22 protein-coding genes and 1 tRNA gene are annotated in these 21,489 nt (G+C 42.8%); 17 read left to right on the forward strand and 6 right to left on the reverse strand.

The genetic code is table 11. From position 1 onward, the window contains the following. The first annotated feature begins 26 nt into the window (after nucleotides 1–26). The 8 genes from ftsZ (at nucleotide 27) to PWQ49_RS01545 (ending at nucleotide 5,684) form a co-directional block, all read left to right on the forward strand. The gene (gene ftsZ / locus PWQ49_RS01510) at nucleotides 27–1,130 is read left to right on the forward strand and encodes a cell division protein FtsZ (RefSeq protein ID WP_300606848.1); all 1,104 of its coding nucleotides are present in this window, start codon (nucleotides 27–29) and stop codon (nucleotides 1,128–1,130) included. A gap of 154 nt (nucleotides 1,131–1,284) precedes the next feature. Continuing rightward, the gene (locus PWQ49_RS01515; protein WP_300606851.1) at nucleotides 1,285–1,494 is read left to right on the forward strand and encodes a protein translocase SEC61 complex subunit gamma; all 210 of its coding nucleotides are present in this window, start codon (nucleotides 1,285–1,287) and stop codon (nucleotides 1,492–1,494) included. A 3-nt stretch (nucleotides 1,495–1,497) separates the two neighbouring features. Next, complete coding sequence (locus PWQ49_RS01520) at nucleotides 1,498–1,959, forward strand: transcription elongation factor Spt5 (protein ID WP_300606852.1); 462 nt, start codon at nucleotides 1,498–1,500, stop codon at nucleotides 1,957–1,959. A gap of 38 nt (nucleotides 1,960–1,997) precedes the next feature. Continuing rightward, nucleotides 1,998–2,483 carry a 50S ribosomal protein L11 gene (locus PWQ49_RS01525; protein WP_300606855.1) on the forward strand — a complete coding sequence of 162 codons (486 nt, stop codon included), beginning with the start codon at nucleotides 1,998–2,000 and terminating at the stop codon, nucleotides 2,481–2,483. 112 nt (nucleotides 2,484–2,595) lie between these two features. After that, entirely contained in the window at nucleotides 2,596–3,237 is a 642-nt protein-coding gene (locus PWQ49_RS01530; protein ID WP_300606858.1) for a 50S ribosomal protein L1, read from the forward strand. A gap of 8 nt (nucleotides 3,238–3,245) precedes the next feature. Continuing rightward, nucleotides 3,246–4,283: a 50S ribosomal protein L10 gene (locus PWQ49_RS01535; RefSeq protein WP_300607177.1), complete on the forward strand. Its 1,038-nt coding sequence runs from the start codon at nucleotides 3,246–3,248 to the stop codon at nucleotides 4,281–4,283. Nucleotides 4,284–4,308: 25 nt separating this feature from the next. After that, nucleotides 4,309–4,620: a 50S ribosomal protein P1 gene (rpl12p, locus tag PWQ49_RS01540; protein ID WP_300606861.1), complete on the forward strand. Its 312-nt coding sequence runs from the start codon at nucleotides 4,309–4,311 to the stop codon at nucleotides 4,618–4,620. A gap of 95 nt (nucleotides 4,621–4,715) precedes the next feature. Beyond that, nucleotides 4,716–5,684 carry a radical SAM protein gene (locus PWQ49_RS01545; RefSeq protein WP_300606864.1) on the forward strand — a complete coding sequence of 323 codons (969 nt, stop codon included), beginning with the start codon at nucleotides 4,716–4,718 and terminating at the stop codon, nucleotides 5,682–5,684. Here PWQ49_RS01545 and PWQ49_RS01550 read toward each other — a convergent pair. Then, nucleotides 5,659–6,450: an S-adenosyl-l-methionine hydroxide adenosyltransferase family protein gene (locus PWQ49_RS01550; protein WP_300606866.1), complete on the reverse strand. Its 792-nt coding sequence runs from the start codon at nucleotides 6,448–6,450 to the stop codon at nucleotides 5,659–5,661. The genes PWQ49_RS01545 and PWQ49_RS01550 overlap by 26 nt on opposite strands. Nucleotides 6,451–6,659: 209 nt before the next feature. Between PWQ49_RS01550 and PWQ49_RS01555 the strand changes: the two genes are divergently transcribed. Both PWQ49_RS01555 and PWQ49_RS01560 read left to right on the forward strand, forming a co-directional pair. Continuing rightward, on the forward strand, nucleotides 6,660–8,585 hold the full coding sequence (locus PWQ49_RS01555) for a sodium:solute symporter family protein (protein WP_300606869.1): 1,926 nt from the start codon (nucleotides 6,660–6,662) through the stop codon (nucleotides 8,583–8,585). Nucleotides 8,586–8,651: 66 nt separating this feature from the next. After that, nucleotides 8,652–9,557, forward strand: coding sequence for a DUF5803 family protein (locus PWQ49_RS01560; RefSeq protein WP_300606872.1), 906 nt, complete (start codon nucleotides 8,652–8,654; stop codon nucleotides 9,555–9,557). A 7-nt stretch (nucleotides 9,558–9,564) separates the two neighbouring features. On the opposite strand, the gene PWQ49_RS01565 is transcribed toward PWQ49_RS01560, so the two are convergent. The 5 genes from PWQ49_RS01565 to PWQ49_RS01585 form a co-directional block, all read right to left on the reverse strand. Further along, nucleotides 9,565–10,311, reverse strand: coding sequence for an MBL fold metallo-hydrolase (locus PWQ49_RS01565; RefSeq protein WP_300606875.1), 747 nt, complete (start codon nucleotides 10,309–10,311; stop codon nucleotides 9,565–9,567). 15 nt (nucleotides 10,312–10,326) lie between these two features. Next, nucleotides 10,327–11,610 (reverse strand): ATP-binding protein, encoded by a 1,284-nt coding sequence (locus PWQ49_RS01570; RefSeq protein WP_300606878.1) that lies wholly within the window; start codon nucleotides 11,608–11,610, stop codon nucleotides 10,327–10,329. Between the two features lie 83 nt (nucleotides 11,611–11,693). Continuing rightward, nucleotides 11,694–12,170, reverse strand: a complete 477-nt coding sequence (locus PWQ49_RS01575) for a hypothetical protein (protein ID WP_300606881.1) — start codon at nucleotides 12,168–12,170, stop codon at nucleotides 11,694–11,696. Beyond that, nucleotides 12,167–12,826 (reverse strand): undecaprenyl diphosphate synthase family protein, encoded by a 660-nt coding sequence (locus PWQ49_RS01580; RefSeq protein WP_300606884.1) that lies wholly within the window; start codon nucleotides 12,824–12,826, stop codon nucleotides 12,167–12,169. The genes PWQ49_RS01575 and PWQ49_RS01580 overlap by 4 nt, the downstream gene beginning before the upstream one ends. Nucleotides 12,827–12,846: 20 nt before the next feature. After that, a complete protein-coding gene (locus PWQ49_RS01585) occupies nucleotides 12,847–14,031 on the reverse strand; it encodes a redox-regulated ATPase YchF (RefSeq protein WP_300606887.1) in 1,185 nt (394 codons plus the stop codon). A gap of 97 nt (nucleotides 14,032–14,128) precedes the next feature. Here PWQ49_RS01585 and PWQ49_RS01590 point away from each other — a divergent pair. The 7 genes from PWQ49_RS01590 (at nucleotide 14,129) to PWQ49_RS01620 (ending at nucleotide 21,387) form a co-directional block, all read left to right on the forward strand. Beyond that, a tRNA-Arg gene (locus PWQ49_RS01590) sits at nucleotides 14,129–14,200 on the forward strand. A 433-nt stretch (nucleotides 14,201–14,633) separates the two neighbouring features. Beyond that, the gene (gene thsA / locus PWQ49_RS01595; protein ID WP_300607179.1) at nucleotides 14,634–16,247 is read left to right on the forward strand and encodes a thermosome subunit alpha; all 1,614 of its coding nucleotides are present in this window, start codon (nucleotides 14,634–14,636) and stop codon (nucleotides 16,245–16,247) included. 88 nt (nucleotides 16,248–16,335) lie between these two features. Beyond that, nucleotides 16,336–16,884, forward strand: coding sequence for a biotin transporter BioY (locus tag PWQ49_RS01600; protein WP_300606889.1), 549 nt, complete (start codon nucleotides 16,336–16,338; stop codon nucleotides 16,882–16,884). Continuing rightward, entirely contained in the window at nucleotides 16,877–17,554 is a 678-nt protein-coding gene (locus tag PWQ49_RS01605; protein ID WP_300606892.1) for an ATP-binding cassette domain-containing protein, read from the forward strand. The genes PWQ49_RS01600 and PWQ49_RS01605 overlap by 8 nt, the downstream gene beginning before the upstream one ends. 116 nt (nucleotides 17,555–17,670) lie before the next feature. After that, a complete protein-coding gene (locus tag PWQ49_RS01610) occupies nucleotides 17,671–18,483 on the forward strand; it encodes an ATP-binding cassette domain-containing protein (RefSeq protein WP_300606895.1) in 813 nt (270 codons plus the stop codon). A gap of 299 nt (nucleotides 18,484–18,782) precedes the next feature. Further along, on the forward strand, nucleotides 18,783–19,256 hold the full coding sequence (locus PWQ49_RS08260; protein ID WP_363321788.1) for an energy-coupling factor transporter transmembrane component T: 474 nt from the start codon (nucleotides 18,783–18,785) through the stop codon (nucleotides 19,254–19,256). 193 nt (nucleotides 19,257–19,449) lie between these two features. Further along, nucleotides 19,450–21,387, forward strand: a complete 1,938-nt coding sequence (locus tag PWQ49_RS01620) for a hydantoinase/oxoprolinase family protein (protein WP_300606898.1) — start codon at nucleotides 19,450–19,452, stop codon at nucleotides 21,385–21,387. Nucleotides 21,388–21,489: the final 102 nt, after the last annotated feature.

The raw sequence follows: 21,489 nt of genomic DNA on the forward strand, positions 1-21,489 counted from the left end.
CTTTTGGTCGTGGAGGAGAATACATTATGAAATCCATAGTTGAAGAGGCGTTAGCGCGATCGGCAGAAGAGAAGCGTGTCACTGCACAAACCCCCGAACAGTCGGATGTAAATGCAGAGATTGAAGCTGTGCTGCGGGAATTACATACCAATATCAAAGTAATCGGATGTGGTGGCGGTGGTTCCAACAGTGTTCAGCGAATGGCCGATGAGGGAATCAAAGGCGCAGAACTTGTAGCTATAAACACCGATGCTCAACATCTCCTTAACATAAACTCTGACAAAAAAGTTCTCATTGGCAAGAAGAAGACAAGGGGGCTGGGTGCAGGCAGCCTTCCGCAAATTGGAGAGGATGCTGCCCTTGAGAGTATTGATGAACTCAGTGCAATTGTAGAGGGCACTGATATGGTATTTATTACAGCCGGTCTTGGTGGAGGCACCGGAACAGGTTCAGCTCCGGTTGTTGCAGAAGCTTCCCGTGATGCAGGCGCTCTCACCATTGCTGTTGTAACTCTTCCTTTTGCAGTTGAGGGTGAAGTCAGAAGAACAAACGCAGAAGCAGGTTTAGAAAGGCTCAGGGATGTTGCAGACACGGTTATTGTGGTTCCCAATGATAAACTTCTTGAAGTAGTGCCCCGTCTTCCTCTTCAGGCAGCATTCAAAGTTTCTGATGAAGTCCTCATGCGTGCAGTTAAGGGAATTACCGAATTGATTACCAAACCGGGCCTTGTCAATCTTGACTTTGCTGATGTTCGCACTGTTATGCAAAACGGTGGTGTAGCAATGATTGGTTTGGGTGAGGCTGATGGTGAAAGTAAAGCTGTGGAATCTGTGCAAAAAGCACTTCGCAGTCCTCTTCTTGATGTGGATATTTCTGGTGCAACGTCTGCTTTGGTGAATGTGGTCGGTGGACCGGACATGACCATCGCAGAGGCGGAAAGTGTGGTTCAGGAAGTATACAGCCGCATTGATCCAAGTGCCCGTCTTATATGGGGTGCCCAGGTTGATCCTGATCTCGAACACAGTGTTCGTACCATGATTGTTGTTACAGGTGTGAAATCCCCACAGATTTACGGTCACGGAAGTGCTAAAAACGTCACTAGAAGGTATGGAATTGATTTTGTAAGATGAGAATAGTCCACGACCCTCTTCTCTTCTCCTCTTATAAGTGATTTCGTTTGAGTGGAAAGGTTTTTTAAGCAATAAGTTGTTTGAAGGGCGCTATAGATTTATATCATAATTGAACTGTAAGTATCCCCGTATCACAATACCGGTTGTGAAGATTTTGGCAGGAAATATACTTGAATCAACAAAAATCAATGGCAACATCAGCCAGATACTCAAATCCTACTTCAGGGTTCTCAAGCTGGCCCGGAAACCCTCCCGGGAAGAGTTCTTGATGATTTCAAAAGTAGCAGGTGCAGGAATCCTTGTTATTGGATTTGTTGGCTTTCTACTGTATGTGCTATTAACTGAATTACCTAAATGGGTGTAATCCATGAGTGAAAATGCCGCTATATTTGTAGTCAAGACGACTGCAAATCAGGAACGTTCTGTTGCAAATCTGCTGGCACAGACTGCACGCAAGGAAAAGCTTGATCTACGTGCAATTCTGGCTCCGGATGAGCTGAAAGGCTATGTGCTTGTAGAAGCTCCGGATTCCGGAGTAGTGGAATTAGCAATTCAGACAGTTCCACATGCAAGAGCAGTTGTGAAAGGGCAATCCAGTCTAGCGGAAATTATGCATTTTCTGACGCCGAAACCTACAGTTACCGGTATCACGGAAGGTACTATCATTGAAGTCACTTCCGGGCCGTTTAAGGGTGAAAAGGCCCGTGTTAAGCGTGTGGACGAAGGGCATGAGGAAATCACTGTCGAACTTTTCGACGCAGTGGTTCCAATTCCCATTACAATCCGTGGAGATACGGTGAGAATTCTCAGGAAAGACGAAGATTCCTGATCTTATTAAATTTATCAAATTAAAAAGGTGATTATTTAATGTCAAGCGTTGTTGAAGCCTTGGTTCCGGGCGGTAAAGCAAATCCAGGACCGCCACTCGGTCCAGCATTGGGTCCGCTGGGTGTCAACATTAAAGAAGTTGTTGATGCTATCAATGAGAAGACAAAAGATTACAATGGCATGCAGGTTCCTGTTAAAGTAATCGTAGACGATGACAAAAATGTGGAAATTGAAGTTGGTACTCCTCCTACCACTGCCCTGATCAAGCAGGAAATTGGAATTGAAAAAGGTTCAGGTGAGCCAAATGTTAACATTGTTGGCAATATAACAATTCCACAGCTTGCAAAAGTTGCCCGCATGAAGAAGGACGATTTGCTGTCCTATGATCTCAAGGCAGCTGTTAAGGAAGTAATTGGTACCTGTGTCACAATGGGTGTTACAACTGAAGGTATGAAACCCCAAGAATGCCAGAAAGCCATTGATGAAGGTAAATTTGATGATGTATTGGCAGCTGAATCATGGTGATTCATACTGCCTTTTAACCGATAGCTTTAAAATAAATAGCTCTATTTGAGAGCCCTTATAGTATGATCCGTAGGAGGCCCAAGAGGTTCTATCGAACTACGGGAGGTACAGAATGGTAAAAGAAACTATACTGGACGCCGTAAATAAGTTATTTGAGGAGTCCCCACAACGCAAGTTCACTGAAAGTGTTGACCTTGCAATTAACTTAAAAAATATTGATCTGAGCCAGCCTAAAAACCGTGTGGATGAAGAGATAATTCTTCCCAATGGTCGTGGCAGGGATGTCAAGATCGGTGTTTTCGCAAAAGGTGAGGTTGGGCTTCAGGCCAAAGAGGCTGGTTGTGAATATGTTTTCTCCGAAGAAGATATTGAAGAACTTGGAGAAGACAAAGCAAAGGCAAGAGCAATTGCCAATGAATGTGACTTCTTTATTGCAGAAGTGCAGTACATGCCTCTGATTGGTAAGACCTTGGGTGTTGTGTTGGGTCCAAGAGGGAAAATGCCAATTCCTCTCCCCCCCGGTAAGAACATAGTAGATCTTATCAATTCCTCAAAGAACTCAATTCGTATTCGTTCCAAAGATAAGATGACATTCCATGTGGCAGTTGGAAGAAGGGACATGGATGCGGAAAAAGTCGCAGAGAACATTGAGACTGTCTTAAATAGGGTTGAACATGCCCTTGAAAAGGGTGTACATAACCTCAAATCAGTGTATGTTACAACCACTATGGGTACATCCGTGAGGGTGGTATGATGGAAGCAATTCATGAAGCAATTCATCACAGTGAACACATCCCGCAATGGAAGAAGAAGGAAATTGAGGATATCAAGGAACTTATTAATTCCTATCCGCTTTTCGGCATTGTTGGTGTCGGCGGAATTCCTGCAAAACAGCTTCAGTCCATGAGGAGAGTACTGAAAGACCTCGCGGTAATTAAAGTCTCACGAAACACTCTCATTAAGAGGGCACTTGAAGAGTCCTCTCCAGAACATGCAGAGATGGTTGATTTCCTTGAGGAACAATCAGCTCTTGTTTTCACAAATGAGAATCCTTTCAAGCTTTACAAATTACTTGAGAATAGCAAGACTCCTTCCCCTATAAAGGCAGGTGCAGTTGCACCACAGGATATTAAAGTGGAGAAGGGGCCAACAGGCTTCCCGCCAGGTCCTATTCTTGGTGACCTGCAAAGTGCAGGTATCCCTGCTGCCATCGATAAGGGTAGCGTGGTTATCAGTCAGGATAAAGTCGTAGCTGCAAAGGGTGAAGTGGTTTCCCAGAAACTGGCATCCATGCTTGCAAGACTTGAGATTTATCCCGTGGAAGTAGGTCTTGATCTCAGGGCAGTGTTTGAGGATGGCTCAATATTCGGTCCGGATGTACTGGCCATTGATGAGGATAAATACTTCTCAGATATTTCAATGGCAGCTCAGCAGGCCTTTAACCTAGCTGTTAACGTGGCATATCCAACAAGTGCTACAATCAGCACTCTCATTTCAAAAGCCGTTTCAGAGGCAAAGAACCTCGGAATCAATGCCGCAATTACGGAGCCGGAAATTATGGATATCCTCCTTTCCAAGGCACAGTCACAAATGCTTTCCCTTGCTTCTGCTATAGCAGAGAAGGATGCAAATGCTGTGGATGAGGAATTGAGTTCAGCACTTGGGGCAGCAGCTCAGAGTGCTGCAGAAGCGGTGGCACCTGCAGCAGTTGAAGAAGCTCCTGAAGAAGAGAACGAAGAAGAGGATGAAAAAGAATCCGAAGAGGAAGGAATGGTCGGACTCGGCGCACTCTTTGGTTAAATTTGATATTAATTAGGTGATTTAAATGGAATACATATATGCAGCACTTTTACTCCACAACGCAGAAAAGGAGATTACAGAAGAAGCAGTAAACGCTGTTCTCAAAGCAGCAGGTATCGAAGTAGATGAAGCACGCACAAAAGCACTCGTTGCAGCACTTGATGGCGTAGACATTGCAGAAGCAATGGCAACTGCAGCAGTTGCAGCAGCTCCAGCAGTCGCAGCAGCTCCAGCAGCAGTTGAAGAGGCACCCGCAGCAGAAGAAGAAGCTGCAGAAGAAGATGCAGAGGAAGCAGAAGAGAGCGGCATGGCCGGTCTTGGTGCACTATTTGGTTAAATTGGATGGCAATGTCCGCAATTTTGCGGGCACAATTTTTCTTTTTTTATATCTAAGGGCTTAACTTATCTGTTTTCAAGACTAATAGACAACAAATGTTCGATTTTAATACTGCAGTGCGTGCTCTGTGGCAGATGCGAGTTCGTAAACGTCCCTTTGTCCTGTCTCATGGAATTAATTCAACCTGTAATATGCAATGCAGTTTTTGTGATTACTGGCGTGAAGAAAAACAGGAAATGGAGGTTGAAGAAATTTTCTCCATGCTGGATGATGCAAAGGACTTTGGAATTGGGGTTTATAATGCATGGACTGTTGAGCCTCTGATGAGATCTGAATTACCGGAAATTCTTGGACATGCTCATTCATTGGGATTAACCACATCCCTTGTGACCAATGGCCTTTTGCTGAAAAAACGGCTTTCAGAACTTACTGATCTTGATTATCTCTCAGTTTCAGTTGATGGGATTAAGACGTATCGTGATGCACGAGGAGTGGATTTTTCCCGCATACTCCCAGGAATTGAACAGGCTGTGTCCACTTTTGAAAAACCTGTTCTACTAAACTGTGTCATCAGCAACAAAAATCTCCATGAACTTCGTGATCTTGTGCTGCTTGCAAATGATCTTGGTGCTATGATTTCCTTTGAGCCAATGTATGAATTTACCAGCATTGGAAGTAATGTATGGAATGAAATCGGAGTGCGGGATAAGCATCAGCACAGAAAGGCAGTTGAAGAACTGATCCATATGAAAGAGGCAGGATATCCGATAATCAATTCAAAAACTTATCTTCGGATGGTCAGGGATATGCGACCTCTGTGGAGGTGCCACGCTCCGAATATTGTAATTGGGGTGTCGCAAGAGGGAATGGTTTATACTTGCAGGGTTCACCGGGATCCTCTTGCAGATATTCGTGATGGATTTGAAAAAGTATGGAACCAATGCTGGAAAAAGATGCAGGAGACAGCATCTTCCTGTGAAGGCTGTCTTTTTTTCGGATATGCGGAAAACAGTATGATGTACTCTTTTAATCCGGAAGTCATTCGTTATTATCAGTGGATGTAATCTTCTGAAGACATATTGCAGGATGGCCTGAGATTGAAAGCATTTCTGCAGCATTGCCCATACTCACTGCAATTTCAAGGAATCCATGGCTTCCAATTAATGCAATTGTTTCTTCAGGATTTGAATTTGCGTAAGTCTCGACAAACCTGATATCATTTCCTTCAAGTTTAAGAATATCTCTTGGTTTTAGAATGTTACACAATGAATGGGCAGGAATACTTGTAATTACATTTCCAAAGTCATCCACATAGTTGACTTTACCTCTGATTGTATCGGTTTCAATTATTGCTTCTTCAAGATTGAGGCAAACATAGCAGTCGCTTGGTTTGGCCAAATCCTCTACATTCCTTCCGGCTGCGAGATATGCACCAACAGGTGCAAATACATCTCGACCATGGAACGTTGAGGAGATTTCCGGGAAGAGCCTGTCTACCTGAATTGTCCATACCTTCATTTTCCTGCATCTGTGAGCTGCGGGAATCATTAGCCCGTTGTCAGGTCCTACAAAATATTGTCCACCGGCTTCCAGTATGAGGGCTTTTCGGCATGTTCCAACTCCAGGATCTACCACTGCCACATGAACCGTTCCTTTCGGGAAAAGGTATGCTGTGTTGTAAAGGACAAAAGCTCCTGTAAGAATATCTCCCAGTGGCACTGTGTGAGAAATATCGACAATAGTAACATCTTTGCATATGTTCAGAATAACAGCTTTCATGGCTGCCGGATACAAAGTCCCGAAATCTGTTGTCAGGGTAACTAATGCCATCAGTATATTATTGTTTTTCAGATTATTACTGTCTTTTCCTCCTCTTAAATAGAGCTTCCAAGTTGGATTATGTTTCAGGAGGATTAAGGCATAGTTTTCCTTTTCATGCTAAAACAAATATATTTGTGAACAAGTAAAGTTGATTTTTTGAGTAATTATATATTTTAGCATTTACTTTCTATCAACACTTAATCAATTGAGGAATCACTATGGATGCATATCAACTGTTTATCGTATTACTTGCACTCTATCTGGGTGTACTGATAGCAATTGGTTGGTACTTTACAAAACGGCAGAAAACCGTTACCGACTTCTGGCTTGCAGGAAGGAGAATTGGTACTATTGGTGTTGGATTCTCCTCTGCTGCATCGTGGTTAACTACAGGCGGTATCCTCGCAGTTATTGGTTTTTTCATGCTGCTTGGTATGGGCTCCATCTGGGGCTTTGTTGCCCCCAATATTCTTGCACTTTTGATCATTGCCATGTTTGTCAAGAAAATCAAGAGCCTCCCGACCATCACACAACCTGAATTGCTTGAGCAGCGTTACAGTTCGGCAATTCGTGCACCTGTGGGAATCATCATTACAATAGTAATGATCCTTTTTGCTGTAGCTGATATTAAAGGCTTTACAATGGTTCTTCAAGTATTCTATGGTCTGAACCCAGTTTATGCAGCACTTCTGGTAGCTCTGGCAGTTTCTGTTTATGTTATCCTTGGAGGGTTACATGCAGTTGTCTGGACTGATGTAATGCAGTTTATGTTCCTGATGTTGGTAACACTTGTAATAGCAGTATTTTCAGTGGGTGCTGCAACCGGTGGGGCAGGAGCTCCGGCGGATGCCGCGGAATTATTCTCTTCAGTTCCTTCAAACTGGTGGAATCCCCTGAGTATAGGTATTCCGATGATCTTAATTTACATCATCGCAATCATTCCAGGATGGATCACTGAGCAGGATCCATGGCAGAAAGTCTGGGCGGCCAAGGATTCAAAGTCTTCCCGTAATGGTCTATTACTTGGTTCAGTTTTGATTACAATTGTCTTTGCAGCTTGTGCAATTATTGCCATCGCTCTGAGTTCGATTTATCCTGAAATACCGGCGTCTTTCGAGGAAATTGGGATGGGGGCTATGGCACAGGCAGAACCTGCGATGCTTATGTTCATCAATTCGTATTTCTCTCCCATGGTAATTTCTGTATTGTCCATAGGTCTTGTTGCAGCTGCAATGTCTTCGGCAGACACCTTCGCAACTTCGGGTGCCTCTTCTCTTTCACGTGACGTCTACCAGCGTTTCATCAAGCCGGATGCAACAATGAAGGAAATGCTTACCGTCAACCGCATCTGTGTCCTTATTATTGTTGCAGCGGCTACAATTGGTTCATTCCTGATTGATGGTATCATTGCCGCAATTCATATTGCAACTTTCATCGCCAGTGCCTCCTATTTCTTCCCTTTGATGGGAGGTCTGTATTGGAAACGTGCAACCAAGGAGGGCGCATTGGCAGGATTGATTGTAGGAGGTGTCTCCCAGATCTCCCTTATTGTATATGATCTCTACATGACACCGCCGTTATCAACGCCGTACCTTGAAAGCATTCATCCGATCCTGATGAACCATGGAATTATTGTGGGTATGCTTCTCAGTGGCGTTGCTTTCTTTGGCGTTTCTCTTGCAACAAAACCTTCAAGCAGTATTAACCTCGCTCCTTTCTTCGAAGATGAGGCAGAAAATCTTGCTGCAGATGAGGCAAAAGCTGTAGATGAGAATGATCCTGATTTCCAGACATTCCTTACAACAATCCAGGAACAAGCGGTTGGAGAACGTGCTCATTTGCATGTGAAAATGGAATGTTCTGCATCAATTAATTGGAAGAGATTTGTTGATGTACTGCGTAACAACTATCCCGCATGGGTTACATCTGCAGGTATTGATTCTATTTACAGGCTTGTTCAGGCAGACATGCTTGCATGCGTTTCAATTACCAGAGGTAACAATGACAAGGAAATCTGGTTTGCATCAGAGCCAAATGTAAGTGAAATGGAGATCCATAAAAAAGAACTCTTTGTTGCATACAATGAAGTATCCAAGGCACTTGAGAGTATTGGGCTCTTCATTAGTATCCCTGAAAAAGACTAACTTCACAATGCCTCCTTTATGAAGGAGGCGTTATCTTTTTTACATAGGTTGACTGTGATGAGTATAATGGATAGCAAAGCTGTTTGCATTTTTCTTATGATCCTGTTTTCCGTTGTTTTTGCAGGTGGATGTGTTGATGAACTGGTAACTGGTCATGATGAGGGATCTGTAAATATTTCCGATTATGAACTCATTTTTCATGGAAAACAAGCAAATGCATCGACTTTAAATGAGACCACTTTTTACCTGACGACGGACGGCTTTGCAACAGGCGTTTATGCTCTGGATAATGCCTCATCTATTGAAATAGTACCTATGGAAGATCTCACAAACATGGGAAACGAGCCCATTTACGACATAGTAATAATTGCAGAAGACTCCAGTAATGTAACTGATGTTGAGGAAACTTTAAGGCATCTTTCTTCTCTGAAAGAAGCTACAGATCTGAATTTTACAATTAAGGAGCGCGTGATCAAGGGGCAAAAAAGACAGGTGATAGATTTTAACCGATCAATTACTGGATTTGTTGCCTTTAAAATGGCAGTGCCATTGGGGCAGGATTTCATTTATATGCCTACACACGATTCGGTGCTGCGAATAGTCCTTCCGCCAGGTTACACTACAGGAAATCCATTCTTAGGAAAAGTTCAGCCGGAGGCTAATTTCACTTACTATGATGAAAGTGGCAGGCAGGTTCTTGTATGGCTGGAACTGCAGAGGAAATCATCTTCATTACTATCAATGGATTTCTTTAACATAACCGCCAAAAGACTGCACGATGAGGACACTGTGGAATATAGGCCTGTTGTCCTTAGGTTCTATAGGACTTACGCATCCACAGGGCTCTTAATCGGGACTTCTATACTTAGTATTGCAACGTTTGTAGTTGCCTTAAATTACGCTTTAACCCGGCGCAAGCTTGAAGAGAGGATTAAGGAAATAGAACAAACAGATCAACGCAAAAAAGATTGAAGCACTTTCAAATTTCAAGCTGCATGCCGTCATATCCCAGTGGATATTCTTTGCTTGCCTCTACATGTGGTTTGAAATAGTGGCTCAGATGCGTCAAAACAATATTTTTCGCATGGATACGTTTCCCGAGTTCCATTGCCTCTATGGCATCCATGTGCTTTTTTATGTGGAAGATGGATCTATCCGGTACAATAGCATCTGCGATAAGAAGATCAGGACTATCCATAACTTCAAGGCTCTTTTCAAGGAACTCACTTTCAGAATCGCCAGTGAACACAACCTTTTTGACTCCTTCCTGAATCATCACCCCAACGGCCCTTTTGTAAGGGCGGTGTTTTACCTCGAAAAGTGTGAACTTAAGACCAATGAGTTCAAAGGGTTTGTACATAGGGATATCATGCCGCTTTGGTCCCAAAAATGAAAGGTAATCTACGATATAATCAAGGGTTTCCGTAATCCCGTAGACATCAACTTTATATTGCACGCGGTGGAATTCTGCAAAACCTGTGAAATGGTCGTAGTGGCCATGTGTCCATATCACTCCGTCAACATGCTCAACTCCGTTTTTCAGAAGCTGTGCACGAAGATCCGGTCCAGTGTCGATAAGCACTTTTCCATACTCATTTTCCACTAGCAAGGAGCTTCGAAGTCTCTGGCTTTTGGTTCCTCTCTGTGCATCGTTACAGGTAGGACAATGGCATCCAATTATAGGTGTTCCGGGAGCATCACCGGTACCAAGTAACGTGATTTTCATAAGCTACCCCCGTTTTCATGTAAAATTGCGACGTATATATTCATCCGATTTGATGATATCTCTTGCATTGAATATTTCAATTGCATTAAGGAGATCCTCCTGTGAGAGTTCAGTCCTCTCTTCAAGGAGGGCAGATAGGACGCTTTCCCTGATTATCATTCTGAGGTCGGAACCTGTGTATCCTTCGGAGAGTTCTGCAATTTCTTCAGTATTTATTTCACCTTTAATTTTTTGAGTAACAATATCAAGGATTTCCTTTCGCATCTCAAGATCGGGTAACGGGAATTCCATTATTTCATCAAAACGTCTCCATGCAGCAGAATCAAGCATTTGCGGATGGTTTGTTGCAGCTATCAGCAGAACGCCATTGTTTGTCAGGCTAATACTATCAATGGCCTTCAGGAGAGTGTTAACTGCTCTTTTCAGAGCTGCATGCTCGTCGGAAGTTCGGGTTTTGGCGATAAAATCGAATTCATCAATAAACAGGATGCAGGGGTTTAACCTCTTAGCCAGTTCGAAAACCCTGTCAATATTCTTGGCTGTTTCTCCCAGATACTGATCGGTTATCATGGAAAGCTTGACTTCTACAAAAGGCAAGGCAAGTTTTTCGGAGAGTGCCCTTGCAACTGACGTCTTTCCGGTACCTGGAGCTCCAACAAAGAGGATTTTTCCAACATCATAAAGACCTATTTCTTTTAGATAATCTCGATATGTAATCGCCTTGACAATTTTCTTAACTTTTTCTTTCTGTTTGGAGGTAAGGACAAGTTCATCAAGTGGCTGGATAATATCCTCGGGGGCGATGAGATGGGCAAGCTTGAGCATATCCTCGCCACCTTCTTCTTTGCTGATCTTTTCCTGAAGGGATTCCAGCCATTCCCTGTCTACTTCCTTGGGGCGGGTAAATTCCAGCGCAGCATTATAATCAGCATGCTCATGTTCACGTTTTTCAAAATAATATGCAAGGACAGGGTTGTTGTTGATTCTCTCCGTTGAACTATCCTGTTTTTCAAACCACTTTGCAGCTATGTCAAAAGATGTAAGTTTTAATTTGTATCCAACATCATCGATTTCAAGAAAGGGGATTCCTTGAATTTCAGCTTTTGGGTTATCTATTCCATATAGTTTTTCCAGATCTAAGAGCGATACTTTAACAGGTTTTGGAACACCATTATATTGTCTGTTCCAGTAGTTTTTCCTGATATTGCGAGGTAGACTGTTTTCATCCAACTCTTTGTGATCGTTATAGATGCTGGTTGTGAGCAGCAGTTCAACAGCGTCGAGACTACTTTCTGACATATTCAAATTTTCTCCACAGTTTATAAAAAGTACTTCGAACCATACTGTTATGATTCTTTTTTAGATATAATTTGTGCAAAAAATCATGCTCTGCGGAAAATCCCGTTTTTAGGTTCGTAAACCTCTCCAGATTCAAGCAACTTGTGCAATGTATCCTCAAATTTCTCTTCATCAAGGCCCATCGTTTTAACGAGGCTCATTAGTTCTGTGAAGGAGATGCTTTCCCCGGCGGGAATTTTTGAAAGTACAATCTCTTGGGGTTTGTTGGGTATTGGTTTTTTTCCCTTTTTCTCCTTAATTTTGGACTTATCGAATTCTATCGTCGAAATTATTCTAGAATCCCCTTTCCCTACAAGAGATGCCTGCAATTTTGTTCTTATCAGGATGGCTTCCTCTAGATCAGTTGAATTATGGAATTGTCGCAGTTTTCTAAATCGGAGATTTGTACCACAGTTCTGACAGCGTACGCTTTTTTGCCCCCTATCATCCACTATCTGAGAATGTACTCGGCATTTCGGGCATACAACAACTACGTAATGTCTTTCCCATCCTGAACTCATTTCCCAAATCTCCGCTGGCGGTTCTGGAAGTCACGGATTATTCTCAGAAGATCTATTTTTCTGAAACTTTCCCAGTTGACATCAGTAAAAAATAATTCCGCGTATACGGATTGCCAAATGAGAAAATCAGAAAGATGCTTTCCCCCTGCACGTATTATTAGATCAGGTTCCGTCTTGATTGTTAGATTGTTTTCTATGGATTTTTCAGTTATTTCATCAGGCTGAAGTTCGCCGATCTCAACTTTTTCAAGAAGGCTTCTAACAGCATGTGTGAGTTCCTTTTTTCCCCCGAATCCTACGAGAATGTTGATTAAAGGTTGTTTGCTCCCATCTTTTGCCACAAGAGTCCCTTTGGAATTGTAAATTGCATATTCTGTTTTCAGGGGCATGGTGGCAAACATTTGTCGGAGGGTATCAGCAAGCTTGCTTTCCATCTTTTCTTGTAGCTGAGGAACCGTATCGAGAACATCAATGTAGATGCTGATTTCAATAAATCCTATCTTTAAACTCCAGTTAATGAAATCCTTAAGCTTGTTAGTGCCATGATTTTTCAGGATATCTGTTTCTGCGAGAACTACAGCAATATGCTCAGGAATCTTCTTTCCTGGTTTCATTACTGTATTCTGAAGGTGTTTTTCGTAGATTCTCCTTAGCACGGTACTTAACTCCGCTATCCTTAACGGGCAGTTGATACAATTTTAATGACATCTCCATCCTGTAATTCGTGTTTTTCCCCGAGTCTCATTTTCGTGCGTCCGTCAACTGCATAGAGGAACGCTTTCCCTATGTCTGTATGAACACGATAGGCGAGGTCATGGGCTGTTGAGCCGCGTTTCATTAGATAGGCATCGGGAAGCATGTTTTCATTTGTGTCTGTCCAGTGGGTCTCGTCTTCCACAGGGTAGACAACAATCAGGTCAAGCAGCTCAAAAACTGCTTTATCTATGCATTCCTGCACACCGCAGCCATTGGGCCTGTGTGCCCTCATGAATGCCTTGAGACTTTCCAGCCCTCTCTTTTGTTTCTCATCGAGATCCTCGGAAATTATGTTGAAATCCTCGTTCCCTGGAATGTAATCAATAAGTTTCTGTTTTGCAGCATTTCGAAGGGCTAGTTCGGCCGCAGCACTTGTAGGTACCACAATGAGATCGAGTTCACTGAGCTTTTTCAGGTTTTTAGGTGGAGCAATATCCATCTTGTTGGCTGCGATCATTATGGGTTTGCTGAGTGTCCGTATGTGTTCACAAAGTTCGACAAGTTCGTTTTCTCCCCATTTTTCGTAGTTATCATCCTTGTACTGGCAGAGAGCTCTGTGTACATCACTTTCGCAGACACCTGCTCCCATGAGCTGTCCGGCGATTGCCTGTTCGGGTTTGAGCCCTTCAGCCTTTATTTTTCGTGCGAGTCTCAACCAGTTGCGGTTAAGGATGCCTGCCATCCACATGGTAATTTCGTGGTTGAGGAAGTCAACATCCACAAGAGGATCGTGGCTATCGATATCTCCGGGATTGCCTTCGATGTCAGTGCTTCCGGAGGCGTCGATTACGTGGATAATTGCCTGTGCCTGCCGCAATTCGTCAAGGAAGGCGTTACCCAATCCGCGCCCCTTGTGTGCATCCGGAACTAATCCCGCAACATCGATTATCTCTATGGGGACGTAGCGCACACCGTTGTTGCATTTGCCGCAGGGTTTGCCTTTCTCGGTGCAGGGGCAGGTAGTGCGCACATACGTAACACCGCGGTTGGCGTTGATGGTTGTGAACGGATAGTTTGCAATTTCCACATCAGCCAGCGTGGCAGCTTTGAAAAATGTTGATTTTCCGGCATTAGGTTTGCCGGCGAGGCCTATGGTCATTGTCATACTAATCCTTCATACTTTGCATGCATTTAATTCTTATCTATTTTCTCAGCTCATCAGCAAGCTTTATATCTGAAAAACATGTACAACATCAAAGCGTGTCCCGGTAGGGTAGCGGATATCCTTGAGGCCTGCGGAGCCTTAGACCCGAGTTCAAGTCTCGGTCGGGACGCTTTAACTTATTTTTGTGAGTACCTCTATTATTTTTGTAAATCATACTCGTAATATTGTTTTTATATTTATCAAAAAAGTCTTCATCCTTTATGGCACCCACCTTATTTCTTCCTATCTCCGCAGCTTTATACAAACATAATATGTTCCCATGTTCCCGCACATTTGAGGAGTATTTGGAAACACCGCCTGCTTTTTCCATTTATGTAATCCCAACTTGCATGGCAATTTAATGAAAAATCCTGTACAGTTAACCCCTTTTAAATTAGTATATTTTTCCTTTTCCATCCTATTTGTCATTGGGGCAGATAAGCAATGTTTATATAGAAGTTCATTCATTTAGAACGAGCAGAGCATGTACCCTACGGGTGCTATGTCAGTACTATAATAATCACTATATTATTTATCAGGAGGTCAGAATTTTGGTAGGATATATGGCAGGACAGCCAATTTACATTTTAGCAGACGGTAGTAAAGTAACACGAGGTAGGGATGCACAGAGCAACAACATCCTCGCAGGAAAAGCTGTGGCAAACGCAGTACGTACAACCCTTGGTCCCAAAGGCATGGATAAAATGCTCGTGGACAGCATGGGTGACGTTGTAATTACTAACGATGGTGCAACCATTCTTAAGGAGATGGACATCGAACACCCTGCAGCAAAAATGATTGTTGAAGTGTCCAAGACCCAGGATTCAGAGGTTGGTGACGGAACAACCACCGCTGCAGTAATTGCCGGTGCACTTCTTGAAAATGCAGAAGAACTCACCAACAAAGGCATTCATCCGACAATCATCTCAACCGGATACAGGGAAGCATCCAAAAAGGCTATTAAAATCCTTAATGATATTGCAATTTCAGTTTCGCCTGATGATGACGAAGCCCTGAAAAAGATTGCATCCACTGCAATTACCGGAAAAGGTGCTGAGAATTACAAGGAAAAACTTTCTGAACTCGCTGTTGACGCAGTGAAAATGATTGTGGAGGAGACTGAGGACGGGCTTGTAGCTGATGTTACTAACATCAAGGTGGAAAAGCAGGCAGGAGCAAGCATCAAGGAATCTCATCTTGTAAAAGGTCTTGTTATTGACAAAGTACGTACCCATCCCAACATGCCTGAAAAGATCGAAGGTGCAAAAATCCTTGCGCTCAGCATCCCTATTGAATTCCGCAAGACTGAAATGGATGCTGAAATCAAGATAACTTCTCCTGAACAGATGCAGATGTTCCTTGATCAGGAAGAGAAAATGGTCAAGGAAATGGCTGACAAGATTATCGCAAGCGGTGCAAATGTTGTCTTTAGCCAGAAAGGAATTGATGATCTGGCACAGTATTATCTTGAGAAAGCCGGAGTATATGCTGTCAGAAGGGTAAAGAAGAGCGACATCAAGAGAATATGTGAAGCAACAGGTGCAACCAATATACAGGATATTGATGAAATCACTCCTGAAGATCTCGGTGAAGCCGATGTGGTTGAGGAACGTGACATTAAAGGCACCAAGATGACTTACATCACAGGCTGCAAAGAGAAAAAGGCAGTCACTGTAATTCTTCATGGTGGAACCGAACACGTCGTAGCTTCCCTCCAGCGTGCAATGGATGATGCACTTCACGTTGTAAGTGTAGCACTCGAAGACGGCAATGTAGTTGCCGGCGGCGGGGCTCCGGAAGTTGAATTATCCTTGCGTCTCAACGAATATGCAGCAAGTCTCAAAGGAAGGCAGCAGCTCGCAGTAAGCAAGTTTGCCGAAGCACTTGAAACAATTCCAGAAACCCTTGCTGAGAACTCAGGACTCGATCCAATTGACAAACTTGTTGAACTTCGCTCACAGCACGAGGAAGGCAACAAGAATGCAGGTCTTAATGTCTACACAGGTAAGGTTGTAGACATGTGGGACGCAGATGTTATTGAACCACTCCGCATTAAGGTACAGGCTATCGAGTCTGCAACGGAAGCAGCTGTGATGATCATGAGAATTGATGACGTAGTTGCAGCTTCTCCAAATGAAGCAGGTCCTACACCTGAAATGCCTGATATGGATATGTGATGTGGCTCACAAAGCCCATCACTCTCTTTTTTTAATCTAAAGGTCTCAAAACAAAATTATATATTACTTGTTAACCAATAACTCCGCAATGGTTGACATCGTTGTAAATTCATCTGAACGTATACGTAAAATGGTCTATGCTTCCCTGTTTGCATCAATGAGTTCAGTAGGGGCCTACATGGTAATCCCAATAGGTGGGCCGGTTCCGATAACCCTTCAGTTATTGTTTGTATTCTTTGCGGGGGCATTCTTAGGTGCTCGTTGGGGTATGACCAGCATGCTTGTTTACCTTCTTCTTGGAATTGCAGGACTCCCTGTTTTTGCCGGAGGTGCAGCAGGGTTGGGTGTGCTTCTTGGTCCCACAGGTGGTTACTTGTTAGGATTTGTGGCAGCAGCCTATGTGATAGGTTATCTGGTAGAGCATTTCCCCACCAAATCATTTTTCCGTGTTTCACTCTATTTCCTTGCGGGAATGGTTACAATTTACGTATTTGGCTATCTGCAGCTTATTTATGTGGCATCCCTCACCCCCAAGGAAGCATTCATTATAGGGATAGCTCCGTTTATACTTCTTGATGCCATTAAGGCGATCGCTGCGGCCGTATTGTTTACACACTTGGATATGAGCTATGATTGAAACAAAAAATCTGTCATTTCGGTATTCTGGGGATGATTACATCCTCAGGAATATAAATATTAAGATAACAACCGGTGAATATGTTGCAATTGTGGGGGAGAACGGTAGTGGTAAATCAACTCTGGCGCGACATCTCAACGGCTTGTTGATTCCTACTGAAGGTTCTGTGAACGTTTTTGGAATGAACACGGCTGATAAATCCTGCTTGCAGCAAATCCGTCAGACAGTAGGAATGGTTTTTCAGGATCCAATGACACAATTTGTAGGTGCTACGGTTTGGGAAGACGTCGCTTTTGGGCCATCAAACCTCTGCTTTCCCCGGAAGGAAATGCTTGAAGCTATTGAGTCATCACTTGCAAGTGTTGGAATGGATATGTTCAAAAAGAGATCCCCTTCCCAGCTCAGCGGTGGCCAGATGCAGCTGGCTGCAATTGCAGGAGTATTGGCAATGAAACCAAAATGCCTGGTTTTTGATGAATCGGTTTCAATGCTTGATTCAGATACCAAAGAAAAAATAATTTCCGTAATCAGAAAATTGCATTCCGAAGGAAAAACTATCATCCAAATTGCTCACAATCTGGATGAAATAAACCACGCTGAGAGGGTTATTGCTCTGAAAAACGGTGAGGTTTTCTATGACGGGAAAATGGAACCTTTTCTTGGAGATTAGATCTTCTGGGAAGCAGGTCTGGAAATACCTCCCATTATGGAACTTTCCCTGAGACTCAAGCAGGCAGGTATTGTTGAAAATATATCATGTGATGTGAATGTATTGGTGGAGGGCATATGCCGATTCAGGTAAAAAACATAAGCTTTTCCTATTCAAATGATAAACCGGTGCTATCCGGCATTTCTATTTGTCTGAACAGGGGTGAAGTCTCCGGGCTTATGGGAGACATTGGTTCTGGCAAATCCACGCTTATCAGACATCTCAATGGGTTGCTACTACCAGATAGTGGGTTGGTTATAGTGGATGATATTCCTGCATCTAATAAAAAAGCCAGAAAGCTTGTTGGTGTTCTTTTCCAGCACCCTTCCAGACAGTTGTTTGAACAAACTGTTTTCGATGACATCGCATTCGGTCCGAAAAATTATGGTTTAAAAGGGAATGACCTCAAAAAAACAGTCTTTGAAGCTGCAGATCTTGTGGGTCTGGGAAAAGAGTTGCTTGATCTTTCACCTCACAGGTTGAGTGGTGGCGAGAAAAAACTTGCATGTTTTGCAGGTATAATTGCCTGTTCACCTCGCTATTTGATTCTTGACGAACCTTTCAGTGGATTGGATAGTGTTTCCCGAAGCAGGATGGTAAATAGCATTGTAAAGTTGAAAGCAAGTGGATGTGGGATTTTAATAGCATCCCATCATTTTGATACATTTGTCGGGTTAGTTGACAGGATTCTATTCCTTGAAAATGGGGGAATTGTTTATGACGGATCTCCAGAGTCCTTTGCTTCAGATTACCCTTTGCAATCTTCCACAATTGCTGCATTGATTTCCGTATTGCAAAGAAAGGGTATAGACATATCTCCTACGGATTTCACAGTTGAAAAAGCATTTGAAGCAATTCTCTCTGCCTGTAAAAAGGAGGGCACTGGATGAGAAAATATGATTTTTTTGGGTTTGTTATAAGCAACTCATTTGTTCATAAACTAGATCCAAGAGCCAAGCTTTTTGCCCTTATTGGATTAAGCATTTTAATATTCAGGATATCGGCATTTCAGAATCTGCTTTTTCCTTTAACCATCTTCATTATGGCAGCATATTTTTCCGGGACATCGATAAAGAGACATGTTTTGTCTGTCCGTCCACTAATTCCGTTTCTTATTGCCATCTTCTTGTTCCATTTTCTGCTGACCCCGGGTCAGGAATCAATTGGATTCTAGTGTTTTTCGATTTCGATTGAAGGACTACTCAGCGGCTTCCTTGTGATAGGACGCTTTATTCTGCTGCTTCTTTTTGCTTCTCTCTTTTCAGCAACGACTTCTCCTGCAATGCTTGCGCAGGCAATTGAAGCAATTTTAAAACCAATCCCCGTCCACCGGCTGGGGGTGACAACTTCTGAAATTGCCACAATGATGGCATTATCAATGAATTTGTTTCCGCTTCTTTTGCATTATATGGAAGAAGTCAGGGATGCCCAGCTTTCAAGGGGTTTAGGAAATAAGTTCATGATATCCGGAATATTTTCTCTAATAATTCCTTTTTTTTCAGGAAGCATGAGACTGGCAGATGATATCTCAGTTGCGATGGAAAGTCGATGCTATCATGGCGGGTTAAGAACACAACTCTATGAAATGAAATATAAAAATACAGACTATGGCTTAACTGCTCTCACAGCCATAATATTATTGATGTCAGTTTTTTATTTATGATGAAGATTGATTTTGGTAGATAGTATTTTGTTCGGAGTGGTTTGTGCTCCTACATAATTCGATGTCAGCAGGCTTTATTTTTGAAGTTCACAGCGATGAGACAATACGGAATCTTTATATAGTGAGCATTTGATGGTATCTCTCTGCCGCATATAATTAAATCAAACTGATCCAAAAAAAGGAATTGTCTTTTATGGTATATAGTCTTGGGATTGACGCAGGTGGTACCTATACTGATGCCGTTTTGTTAAATGACGATGATAATACTATTGTTGCTACAAACAAGGCATTAACAAGTTATCCAGATCCTATCGAGGGAATAAAAAACGCAATTAATGGGATTGATCCGAATCTACTAAAAGATGTAAGAATTGTATCTGTATCCACAACTCTTTCTACAAATACAATTCTTGAAGGGACTGGATTTCCGGTAGCTCTCATACTCATTGGTAACTACGATATTAAACAGGAGCTTCCAACACCATATTATGTAAAAGTTGCAGGCGGTCACAATCACAATGGTGTGGAACAAGAAGCTCTTGATGAAGCAGGGATACGTAAGTTTGCTGGAGAAGTTAAGGATAAAGTCTCAGCATTTGCAATCTCTTCTTTTTTCAGTATACGCAACCCGGAGCACGAAGAAAAAGCAAAGGAAATTGTTCGGGAAGTCACAGGTCATCCGGTAGTATGTGCACATGAGTTATCTCTTGATCTCGGTGCATTTGAAAGGGCAACGACTGCATTTTTCAATGCTCAGCTGCTTCCAATCACGGAAAAATTCATGGAAACGGTTGAGAAGGATATAAAGAGTCGTGGGATTTCTCCAAAAATATTCATGCTTAAGTGTGATGGATCCGTAATTGGCATCAAGAGTGCCCTCGAAAAACCAATCGAATCTGTTTTTTCAGGACCAGCAGGAAGTCTTGTAGGTGCTTCTTTCCTTAGCGGAAAAGACACTTGTGCAGTCATCGATGTTGGCGGAACCAGCACGGATATATCAGTAATACAAAACGGTGTTCCTGAGATAAGTGATGAGGGGGCGGTTGTAGGTGGCTGGAAAACACGCGTAAAGGCTATTAAGATGGAAACATCTGCAATGGGTGGAGACAGCCACGTATGGGTGAAAGATGGAAAAATAAACATTGGTCCACGGAGGGTAATTCCACTAAGCCGTGCCGCGGAATTATTCCCGGATTTTTTGGAAATGCTCAAAATAAATCCCATGCCTGCCAACACACTGATTAGTAATAACATCCAGCCGACTACATTTTACATGAAATCCGGCTATAAACCAATCGGGCTTACAGATCTCGAAAAATCGGTTTTTGATGCGGTATCGGATGAGCCAACCTCACTTCGAGAGCTGAGATCTCGGCTTAATAACAGATATCCTTCTTCCAAGGTTCTGGACAAACTTATTCAGAAGCGTCTGATACAAACTATTGGCTTTACTCCAACCGATGCTCTTCACATATTGGGGGATTACACCGAGAACAATATAGAAGCTGCAGAAATTGGTGCTTCTTTACTAGGGAAAATGTGTAAACTGGACCCAAAGGGATTTGCGTTGTCCGTTAAGCAGCAGTTTACTCGCAATATGGCTTCGCATCTTGTATCCTTCTTCCTCGAAGGAGTTCCAAAAGAAGAAGTGCGAAAAATATTCGATCTTGATGTCCCCGTGAAGTTCAAAGTAGGTATTCCGGTAGTTCTCATTGGAGGTCCAGTAGTCGCTTACAAGGAAGGGCTTGAGGAAATACTTGATGCGGAAATTATTCTTCCGGAATACTCAAGTGTTGGCAATGCCGCAGGAGCTCTTGCAGCCAAAGGTGTTAGAAGGGTTGACTTCCTGATAAAACCTGCATCAATGGCGGCACCGGATTGGGAATATTATGTTTTCTCAGAGCTTGGAAGAGTCAGCTTCCACGAATACAGTGATGCCATGCGTTATGCAAAGGAAACCGGGGAGTCCCTCATTATGCAATACATGAAAGATGCAGGACTTGATCCGGATCATGTAGATATCGATGTTATCAAGGAAGAAATAGTGCCGGATGGGTGGGATTTTCCTCTTCAAACTCATCTAAGGGTTATAGGAGTAGGATCACGTTTAATTGATGAAGACTCAGCTTGATTTTTCAGGGCTTTTGTCTAAAAGGGAATACTAAATTTGTTTTTCTTTAATGTTGTGTGGGTAAACTGAGTCCCCCTGCCATCAAAGATCAGGATACATATC

The organism is Methanohalophilus sp. (genome assembly GCF_030156785.1).
Classification (GTDB): domain Archaea; phylum Halobacteriota; class Methanosarcinia; order Methanosarcinales; family Methanosarcinaceae; genus Methanohalophilus.

Coding starts and splice junctions, on each gene's coding strand:
- ftsZ (WP_300606848.1), top strand. CDS start 27: ATGAAATCCATAGTTGAAGAGGCGTTAGCGCGATCGGCAGAAGAGAAG.
- PWQ49_RS01520 (WP_300606852.1), top strand. CDS start 1,498: ATGAGTGAAAATGCCGCTATATTTGTAGTCAAGACGACTGCAAATCAG.
- PWQ49_RS01525 (WP_300606855.1), top strand. CDS start 1,998: ATGTCAAGCGTTGTTGAAGCCTTGGTTCCGGGCGGTAAAGCAAATCCA.
- PWQ49_RS01530 (WP_300606858.1), top strand. CDS start 2,596: ATGGTAAAAGAAACTATACTGGACGCCGTAAATAAGTTATTTGAGGAG.
- rpl12p (WP_300606861.1), top strand. CDS start 4,309: ATGGAATACATATATGCAGCACTTTTACTCCACAACGCAGAAAAGGAG.
- PWQ49_RS01545 (WP_300606864.1), top strand. CDS start 4,716: ATGTTCGATTTTAATACTGCAGTGCGTGCTCTGTGGCAGATGCGAGTT.
- PWQ49_RS01550 (WP_300606866.1), bottom strand. CDS start 6,450: ATGGCATTAGTTACCCTGACAACAGATTTCGGGACTTTGTATCCGGCA.
- PWQ49_RS01555 (WP_300606869.1), top strand. CDS start 6,660: ATGGATGCATATCAACTGTTTATCGTATTACTTGCACTCTATCTGGGT.
- PWQ49_RS01560 (WP_300606872.1), top strand. CDS start 8,652: ATGGATAGCAAAGCTGTTTGCATTTTTCTTATGATCCTGTTTTCCGTT.
- PWQ49_RS01565 (WP_300606875.1), bottom strand. CDS start 10,311: ATGAAAATCACGTTACTTGGTACCGGTGATGCTCCCGGAACACCTATA.
- PWQ49_RS01570 (WP_300606878.1), bottom strand. CDS start 11,610: ATGTCAGAAAGTAGTCTCGACGCTGTTGAACTGCTGCTCACAACCAGC.
- PWQ49_RS01575 (WP_300606881.1), bottom strand. CDS start 12,170: ATGAGTTCAGGATGGGAAAGACATTACGTAGTTGTTGTATGCCCGAAA.
- PWQ49_RS01585 (WP_300606887.1), bottom strand. CDS start 14,031: ATGACAATGACCATAGGCCTCGCCGGCAAACCTAATGCCGGAAAATCA.
- thsA (WP_300607179.1), top strand. CDS start 14,634: ATGGCAGGACAGCCAATTTACATTTTAGCAGACGGTAGTAAAGTAACA.
- PWQ49_RS01600 (WP_300606889.1), top strand. CDS start 16,336: ATGGTTGACATCGTTGTAAATTCATCTGAACGTATACGTAAAATGGTC.
- PWQ49_RS01605 (WP_300606892.1), top strand. CDS start 16,877: ATGATTGAAACAAAAAATCTGTCATTTCGGTATTCTGGGGATGATTAC.
- PWQ49_RS01610 (WP_300606895.1), top strand. CDS start 17,671: ATGCCGATTCAGGTAAAAAACATAAGCTTTTCCTATTCAAATGATAAA.
- PWQ49_RS01620 (WP_300606898.1), top strand. CDS start 19,450: ATGGTATATAGTCTTGGGATTGACGCAGGTGGTACCTATACTGATGCC.